We start from the raw sequence: 9,357 nt of genomic DNA on the forward strand, positions 1-9,357 counted from the left end.
AAAAGCCGAAATTCCTATCTGTTCCCAGTCAAGAGTTAAGTGTTCCCTAAAAATTGATAATAGATAATGAATAATTGCGCAGAAAAACTATCTCTAATTAGGGTTTGCTTATGGAAGTATTTTGGCTTTTCGTAGTAGTCAGTATAGCAATCCTAAATAGGTTGTGAAAAATTAAAAGGTAAATAAAAAAGCCGAAATTCCTATCTGTTCCCAGTCAAGAGTTAAGTGTTCCCTAAAAATTGATAATAGATAATGAATAATTGCGCAGAAAAACTATCTCTAATTAGGGTTTGCTTATGGAAGTATTTTGGCTTTTCGTAGTAGTCAGTATAGCAATCCTAAATAGGTTGTGAAAAATTAAAAGGTAAATAAAAAAGCCGAAATTCCTATCTGTTCCCAGTTAAGAGTTAAGTGTTCCCTGTTCCCTAAAAGCGGTAAGATTTTTATACACAAATAAAATAGGATTGCTATAGTATAGATATATCTTCAAACAATTAACAGTAGCTAGTAACTGATAGCTGAGTGCTTACATTTTATGCCAAGTGTAAAAAAAGAATGTTACTAATAATAAGGGCGATAAAAAGACTTGAGCAGAAATGTCTATTAGACAAATTCGATAATTTATCAACTAAGAATGACATCGAAGCTATTCATTCTGCCGAAGAACTCCTGAATCCTGAATTCTAAAAAAAACTAGCTATTTGTAGCAAACATTTATAAAAATGGTGTTAAGATGCCTATAATATAATAAAGCTGAAAATTAAATCTTCCAATCATTATCAACAGTGCTATGATTACCCAAAGTTTTCAACTTGTCCGAAACTTTTCGATAGTTAGCTTAAGTACATTTATTCTGACAACGGGTTTGCTTGCATTTTTTTATCGTCAGCAAGCAGTATATGATCTAGTTACCCTAACAGAAGAAAAAAATGTTACACTGACAAAGTTTTTTGCCAATACAATATGGCAGAAATATGGGTCTTTTCTGTCCTCAACTCAAACTCTAAGTAATGAAGCATTAGCAGCAAATCCTCAAATTCGTCAGCTAAATGAAAATGTTATCGTACAGCTTGAAAGCTTATCGGTTGTGAAAGTTAAAATTTATGACTTACAGGGACGCACTGTATTTTCTACTGATTTCTCTCAAATAGGACAAGATAAGAGTCAGACATCTGGCTTTTTATCGGCTAAATCTGGTCAAGTTATCAGTCAATTAGGACATAGAGATACCTTCAAAGCATTAAAAAACATCCTAGAAGATCGCGATCTCCTTTCTAGCTATATACCAGTTCATGCTAATGGTAACAAAAGAGATATTGTGGGAGTATTTGAGCTTTACAGTGATGTAACTCCCTTGGTTCAAAAAATTAACCAAACCCAGTGCCAGATTATTCTGGGTAGTATAGCAATTCTGGCATCGCTTTATGGAACCCTATTCCTGTTTATTCAGAGAGCAGATCGTTTGCTAAAAAGACAATATCAACAATTACAAGAATCTGAAAGTTCTTATCGAAATCAAGCGGATGAGCTAAAACGAGTTTTGCATCAACTGCAACAAACTCAAACACAAATACTCCAGAACGAAAAAATGTCTAGCTTGGGACAACTGGTTGCAGGGGTTGCCCACGAGATTAATAATCCTGTCACTTTTATTCATGGTAACTTGCATCATATTCAAAAACATACCCAAGATTTATTAAGACTTATCCAATTGTATCAAAAGCACTACCCTCATCCAGTTACTGAAATTCAAGTTGAAGCGGAAGAAATTGAGCTGGAATTCATTGAAGAGGATTTACCGAAAGTTCTTTCATCAATAGAAATTGGCAGCAAGCGAATTAGTGACATTGTAGTGTCTTTGCGTAATTTTTCTCGAATGGATGAGGTGGGAATCAAAGCTATAAATATTCACGAAGGACTTGACAGTACCCTGATGATTTTACAACATCGCCTCAAAGGTAGTCGAGAAAAACCAGAAATTCAGGTTATTAAGGATTATGGGACTATCCCACCTGTCCAATGTTATCCAGGAATGCTGAATCAAGTGTTTATGAATATTATGGCCAATGCTATTGATTCATTGGAAGAGATGATTGAGACAAAAACAAATTCTGAACATCACAATCTTTCCTGTCAAATTACACTGCGAACCTCTCTAATTAAGGATAAATGGGTGCAAATTGCGATCGCAGATAATGGTTGTGGTATACCCCAAGAAATTCAAGAACGTATCTTTGAACCTTTTTTCACCACTAAACCTGTTGGTAAAGGAACGGGAATGGGAACATCTATCAGTTATCAAATTGTGACTGAAAAACATCAAGGTAAGTTGGAGTATTTCTCGACTCTGGGGAGGGGAACAGAAGTTGTGATTTCAATTCCTGTGCGACAGTCAGGAGTCAGGAGTCAGGAGTTAGGATTTAGGAGTTAGGAGTAGGGAGTTGGGAGTCAGGAGTCAGGAGTCAGGAGTCACGAGAAGATACTAAACTACTAAATTCTAATATTGTGAAGAATTTAACACTCAACTGCCTACATACTTCATGTCAAATCCGCTTGTTTCGGAGTTTCATAAAAAACCGGGTTGATCGGAGGTTAATGTTAGTATTGTAGGATATTTGATACACACCCGGTTTCTCTGCTTTTCTATACTGATACTACCGGATTTGATATCATATCATGTCCGGATAATTAGTGATCAAAAAATTCCTCCTCCTTATACCTTATATCAAATCCGGTTAAACAGTTATAGATTGCTTAACTCAGGAGGAGTCAGGAGTCAACCCACCCCTAACCCCTCCCAGGAGGGGAAGTCAGGAGGAGAGAGAATCATAAAGATGAGCGTAGTTATGAAGATAGAAGATTTTTTTTATGTCCAATTCCCCCGGATTTGATATTAAAACTTCTTCCTCTTCCCTTCTGTAGGGGCGATTTCTGTTTGTCATGCTCCTAATTAAGCGGAAAGCGACAGCATTCGGAACGAAATCGCCCCTACGACTCCCGTTATTTATAACTGTTCAACCGGATTTGATATCATAAATACAGCGCTTTTCAGTTAAGTAGACCACTAAATTCATTGTTAGGAGTCAGGAGTCAGGAGTCAGGAGTCAGGAGTTAGGAGTTAGGAGTCAGGAGTCAAGAGTTAGGAGTGAAGAGTCAGTATCATTGTGGTTTATTCATCATTAAACCGCTGTAAACCTATAAACCTGTAGATGTTTAGATTGTATGTACAATTAAAGGGACTTGATATTTATATAGCGTTTCTCAGACTAATGAGATGCACTTATCTTTATTTCTATTCTATTCCCTGTACCCTGTTCCCTAAAACCTAGAATTTTGTACCTCGCGCTTTTTGGGAATTGCTATAGCATTTCTCATAAAGATGAGGTACAGTTACGATCCCCCTAAATCCCCCTTGAAAAGGGGGACTTTGAAGACTCCCCCCTTTTTAAGGGGGGCAGGGGGGATCTAAAACTGTATCTCACCAATTTGAGAAACGCTATATATTATATGATGTCCTGTTGAATAGTTATAAATAATTAGGGAGGAGTCAGGAGACTCTAGACTCGAGACTCGAGAAAAGAATGTACCAGGAGAAAGAAGTGTTTTTATCACGCTCTTATCCGGACATGGTATTAAATATAAATCATTCGGTTTAAGCATTTTTTTTTACTGCATGAAACTGAGCATTTTTTGAATTCAAAATTCACGCATTCAAAGTTCAATTTTTTGGGTTGTAAGTGAATTTCAATAATTGTTTAATTAAGGATTCAAGACTCGTTATTTAGAACGAAAAAATCAAAAATATTTTCCTGATTTTAAGCCTCTGACTTTAGGCAGAGGTTATAATGAGCGAATTAATAATTTTGAATTTTGAATTGATTTGACTGAATATTATCTGTGGAATACAACGGTAAAACTTATGGTAAATTTGAACAAAAAAATTAATCATCTATTTCGTGAAACTCAAGATATTATTTTACAGGAATTACGACAACCTCTTGACCGAGTTGCTATAAGTTTAATTATCGGTCTAACTTTGTTAATTTGTGTACTATTTTTAAGTGTAGGAAATACGGCTCCAAAAGTTAAAGATTTTAGTTGGCAAAATCGAAAAATAGGAGCTGAAGATACAGCTTTTATACTAGATTTTAATCGACCTATGAACCATGCAAGTGTTGAGAAAAACTTACAAATTGAACCACCTTTACCAGGAAAACTAAGTTGGGCAGGTCGGAGAATGGCTTATACTATTTTAGAACCTGCTCCTTATGGTAATGAATATACAGTCAAATTATCTGGTGCAAAAGAAAGGTTTTATGGGCTTGATCAAGGGGAGATAATGGAGCCTTTTGAAGGTTCATTTCAAAGTCGCGATCGCGCATTTGTTTATATAGGTTTTCAAGGTAAAGAAAAAGGCAGGTTAGTATTAATTAATTTGACTAAACAGGAGCAGCCAATATTGCTTACTCCTGAATATCTAGAAGTGTTAGATTTTAAGTTTTTTCCAAAAGGAAAAAAGATTTTATTTTCAGCAGTTGAAAAGCTAAATGAGGTTCCAAGTATTTTAGAACAAAAAATATATACTGTAACAACTGGTATTAATTATGAATCTTCAACAAAAAAATCAGAATCTTTAGAAGTTGTAGGTAAAATTGAAAAAATTCTGGATAATTCAGAATACCAAAATTTGAAATTCGACCTATCTCCTGATGGTGAAATAATTGTAATTCAACGAGTAAATAGAACAGATATATATGATGCTGGTCCTTGGGTATTAGAATTAGGAAAAGAAGTAAAACCTCTAACAAATAAAGATGGAATAATTCAAAAAGGTGGAGACTTTTTAATTACGCCAGATAGCAAGAGTTTAGTAATTTTACAAGGGAAAGGAACTTCTATTGTGCCAATAAATCCAGAAACAGATTCAGGAGATTTAATATTTTTACCAAAGTTTGGCAGAGTATTAAGTTTTGCCTCAGATGGTTCGATGGCAACAATGGTGAAATATAACCAAGATGGTACACGATCGCTATATATTGTGACGAATCAAGGTGAAGAGAAAGAGCTATTACGAACTCGTCCTTATGGTAATATTCTTAGTGCAGAATTTGACCCGATGAAAACTATTTTATATTGCTTATTAACTCAAGTAGTAGAGAATCCAGAGGAATATCAAGAACAACCTTATATTGCAGCATTTGATCTGAAGAGAAATTATTTAAGACCTTTAGTTATTTTGCCAAATCAAAGGGAAGTTAATATGGATTTATCACCAGATGGTTTAGCATTATTATTTGACCAGATGGTGACAATATCAAACGAAAAGGAAGAACCAGAAAATAACGAAAAAATTAGTCGTCTATGGATGTTACCTTTAGAGTCGAAAATGCCAGAAAATGATTCACCGTGGCAACTTCAACCAGAAGAGTTACCCCTGACTGGTTTTAATCCTAAGTGGGCACCTTAGTTATTCAGTTATAGCGCTACGCGCTAGGGAATAGGGAATAGGGAATAGGGAATAGTAAACTGTTACAAGCTTTCAGGATTTAGAAATGTCCTAACCTATTTGCGTAGTGGTATATCATATCAAATTCCCTACAATACTAATATTAACCTTCCACAAACCCGGTTTCTTATAACGCTCCGAAGTAAGCGGATTTGATATCAGTTATCAGTTATCAGTTATCAGTTATCAGTTATCAGTTATTAGTTATTAGTATCAGTAGCTCCAGTCTCATAGTGCTTTTCACAAAAGTAAACTACAAAACTTCTGCCTTCTGCCTTAAAGTTAACTCTTATTTTTAATATGAAAGTTAATTTGTACTTCCCTATTTAACTCACCTAAATAAGTTAATAAACTATAGATAAAAACTACACATCCCATCATTTCCATTACTTCTTCTATGGTAGCTAACATTGCATAAATTAAGTTTTGCTGACCATCAATTCCATCATAGTAACTTCCCACCATTTCCATACCCAATGCACCACCGATATATAAACTAATAGCAATTAGGAAATATCGGCGTAATTGCTTTGGTAAATACAGGATAAATTTCCAATATTTCCAGATAAAAATAGCCACTAAAATTGTTCCAGGAATTACCCAAACAGAATGCCAGAAACTGGGAAGATTTAGAGCATCTGCTAGGTCATCAATAATCAAAATTTCATGGATACTAGCTATTTCATCAATTGCTAAGATAAAGAAGATAATTGAGAGAATTTGCCACTGTCGCCAAAAACGGTCAGACTGTGATTTTTTGATAGTAAATATTCCACGAATAATTAAGCCACAAAATACTAACATTAAACCTGAATACCAAGTGGGAATATTCATTTCTCGGTCAAGGTTAATTATTCTTGTCCAGGGTTCGCGGTAATCAAAAACGTATTTGCCTATCTGAACAGCGATGCTGCATATAGTTAAGCATAAGATGCCAAAAGTTAAGTATTTAGCAAGAGAAAAGGGAGAAATTGTAATTTTAAATTTCATATTAATTAGGGAGTCATTTCAGTTATCAGTTAACAGTTATCAGTTATCAGTAGCTCTGCAATAAGGAAGCTTGACATAAGGAATAGTCTGTTTTCTCTGGGTCGATTGGATATGGCGTTTGCTAGCGCAAAGCTCCGCTTTTTCGTATAGGGAATGCTCCTATTCCATGTCGCGACAGCGGTTAGTAAAGCTTTGCGCTAGCAAAACGCGTAGCGTCCCGGAGGGAAAGGAAACCCGAAGAATGCAGAGGAGTTTCCTCTTACAGAGGAGTTTCCTCTTACAGAGGAGTTTCCTCTTACAGAGGAGTTTCCTCTTACTACGGTAGCTCTCGCTAACGCTAACGTTAACGCTAACGCTAACGCCATCCCATCCTACGGACAGCTCCGCTTTTTCGTATAAGGAATGCTCCTATTCCATGTCGCGTTTGCTTTAGCATTCCGTAGGAATGCTAAACGACCGCTTTTTATCCCTTTAAAAAGGGAGACTTTAGACCAGAATTTTTCGGTAAAAATGCAAAAATCACTACTTGTACACCACTACCAATGTTTATTATTCTTATATTGTACGGACTAACTATGCTTACTCCCTACCCAATCAGATATACCAAGATTTTTGAGAAATGGTGTTTGGTTTTGCTCAAGAGAGAGCGCCGAAAATAGTACAGAGCGATCGCTCTACCTACAGAAATGCTATTTCTCCTGGATTTAAAAATAGTTTCATCCATAAATATGTGAGTGGAAAATCTAGTGGTGGGTATATACTTTCGGCAATTAAATTGTTGATAACATCAGCAGGGTTAATTGTGCGATGAAATTGTCATTGGGTAAGGATAGTGTCTAAATTTATTATTTAATTGAACGGGATTTTTTTCTAAACTATTACCGAGGCTAAAAACTAGGGTTTATATTTTAATTTAGAAAGTAGCAGGGAATAGGGAGTATGGAGTAGTAATTGAGGTTCAAGGAAATAAAAAAAAAGCAAAAAACTGTACCTTAGTAACTTAATCAAGCCTAAATTTAAAAGAATAAAGCTAATTTTAATATCTTCAACCTTGGAAAAGTTACTATGTGTTTTGTAGGGGCTTGGTTTCCCAACTTAGATTCCAATTACCCTACACTTCATCAAGGCTCTACTAAATCAAAACTGCTCCCTATATTTATTGGATTATTTAGCTAATTCAGCCTCAATAACAGCAATTAATTCTGGTGAATTAGGAGCCACACTACTATTAAACCTAGCAACAACTTCTCCTTGTTTATTAACAACAAATTTTTCAAAATTCCAGGCTACATCGCCTTTAGGATTAACAGCATTTGTCAAACAAGAATAAAGAGGATGTTGCTGAGAACCTTTAGCATGAACCTTATCAAATAACTCAAAAGTTACATCATATTTTGTCTTAGTAAAATCAACAATTTCTGTATTACTTCCTGGTTCTTGTGCCCCAAAATCATTGCAGGGAAAACCTAAAATTTTTAAGCCAGCATCACGATATTTTTGATTTAATTCTTCCAAACCTTTATATTGTGGTGTGTAACCACAATAAGACGCTACATTCACAATTAATAAAACCTGACCTGCATAATTTACTAATTGTTTTTCTTCGCCATTAATAGTTTTGACGGTAATATCTGAAACTGTGGTACTCATCTTTGAATAAAACCTCCAACTGAATAATTATAAATTTTACACTGTAGTTGGAAACAGAGAAAATATTTTTGATCAAATAAAAGTATGGTAAACTAATATCAATTCACTTTAAAGATGTCACAAATAGTTAGTAACTGATGATGTGAAAGATAATAGACGGAATTAGTGGATAAACATTACTTTAAGTCTATCAAATTTTACTTCTGACTTCTGTAGGGGCGTTTCATGTCGCGCAGCGTTAACAAAGTTATGCGCAGCTAAATGGCCATTCGCCCATACTATTTCTGACTTCCGCGAAACAGTATAGCTCGAATATTAATTAAAGAAGCAATGGCAACAGAAACTATCGTTTTATTATCGAAAAGAGAAATAGAAAAAATGCGTCGAGCTGGGCGTTTGGCAGCAGAACTATTACATCATCTTGAACCCTTTGTCAAGCCCGGAGTAACTACTTTGGAATTAGATGAGGAAGCCGAACGTTGGACACAAGCTCATGGCGCTCGTAGTGCCCCTCTTGGTTATCATGGTTTTCCTAAGTCTATTTGTACTAGCATTAATGAAGTAATTTGTCATGGTATTCCTAATGAGAAAGAAGTCTTAAAAGAAGGGGATATTATTAATATTGATGTCACGCCAATTCTTGATGGTTATCATGGAGATACTTCTAAAACTTTTTTAGTCGGTACACCTTCTCCAGTTGCTAAAAAATTAGTTGAAGTTACAGAAAAATGTATGTATTTAGGCATTGCTGAAGTTAAGCCTGGAAATAAAATTGGAGATATTGGAGCTGCTATTCAAGAGTATGCTGAAGCACAAGGTTTTTCTGTGGTTAGAGATTTTGTAGGTCATGGTGTGAGTAATGTTTTCCATACTGCACCACAAATTCCTCATTATGGCATTAGGGGAAAAGGGAAAAAGTTACGAACTGGAATGGTATTTACTATTGAACCGATGATTAATGAGGGTACTTACGAAGGTGTGGTGCTTGATGATGGTTGGACTGCTATTACTAAAGATGGTGGACTATCAGCACAATTTGAGCATACTGTGGCAGTAACAGAAACAGGGGTAGAAATATTGACTCAGTATTGTAAAGTTTTGCCGAATCAATAGAAAGATCTAGAAATCTATCAACTTTTATCCATCTTTGACAAAGAAAAGGTTTATTAGATATAATAGTGCCAAATATGTAAAACATAAACTTGCCAACA

At 35.2% G+C, this 9,357-nt stretch carries 7 protein-coding genes; 5 read left to right on the top strand and 2 right to left on the bottom strand.

Translation table 11 applies throughout. The annotated features are described in order from the left end of the window. The first annotated feature begins 555 nt into the window (after positions 1-555). The 3 genes from F6K40_RS31115 to F6K40_RS31125 all read left to right on the top strand — a co-directional run bounded on the left by F6K40_RS31115 (position 556) and on the right by F6K40_RS31125 (position 5,467). Positions 556-687, top strand: a complete 132-nt coding sequence (locus F6K40_RS31115; protein ID WP_293141581.1) for a hypothetical protein — start codon at positions 556-558, stop codon at positions 685-687. 178 nt (positions 688-865) lie between these two features. Next, positions 866-2,431 carry a sensor histidine kinase gene (locus tag F6K40_RS31120; protein ID WP_293141583.1) on the top strand — a complete coding sequence of 522 codons (1,566 nt, stop codon included), beginning with the start codon at positions 866-868 and terminating at the stop codon, positions 2,429-2,431. 1,488 nt (positions 2,432-3,919) lie between these two features. Continuing rightward, positions 3,920-5,467: a hypothetical protein gene (locus F6K40_RS31125; protein WP_293141585.1), complete on the top strand. Its 1,548-nt coding sequence runs from the start codon at positions 3,920-3,922 to the stop codon at positions 5,465-5,467. Between the two features lie 321 nt (positions 5,468-5,788). On the opposite strand, the gene F6K40_RS31130 is transcribed toward F6K40_RS31125, so the two are convergent. After that, positions 5,789-6,496, bottom strand: coding sequence for a hypothetical protein (locus F6K40_RS31130; RefSeq protein WP_293141586.1), 708 nt, complete (start codon positions 6,494-6,496; stop codon positions 5,789-5,791). 619 nt (positions 6,497-7,115) lie between these two features. Here F6K40_RS31130 and F6K40_RS31135 point away from each other — a divergent pair. Next, positions 7,116-7,307, top strand: coding sequence for a hypothetical protein (locus F6K40_RS31135; RefSeq protein WP_293141588.1), 192 nt, complete (start codon positions 7,116-7,118; stop codon positions 7,305-7,307). Positions 7,308-7,660: 353 nt separating this feature from the next. On the opposite strand, the gene F6K40_RS31140 is transcribed toward F6K40_RS31135, so the two are convergent. Next, positions 7,661-8,146, bottom strand: a complete 486-nt coding sequence (locus F6K40_RS31140) for a glutathione peroxidase (RefSeq protein WP_293141590.1) — start codon at positions 8,144-8,146, stop codon at positions 7,661-7,663. A gap of 330 nt (positions 8,147-8,476) precedes the next feature. On the opposite strand from F6K40_RS31140, the gene map reads away from it, so the two are divergent. Beyond that, a complete protein-coding gene (gene map / locus F6K40_RS31145) occupies positions 8,477-9,259 on the top strand; it encodes a type I methionyl aminopeptidase (RefSeq protein ID WP_293141592.1) in 783 nt (260 codons plus the stop codon). Positions 9,260-9,357: the final 98 nt, after the last annotated feature.

It is taken from the genome of Okeania sp. SIO3I5 (assembly GCF_010672085.1).
Lineage (GTDB): Bacteria > Cyanobacteriota > Cyanobacteriia > Cyanobacteriales > Microcoleaceae > Trichodesmium.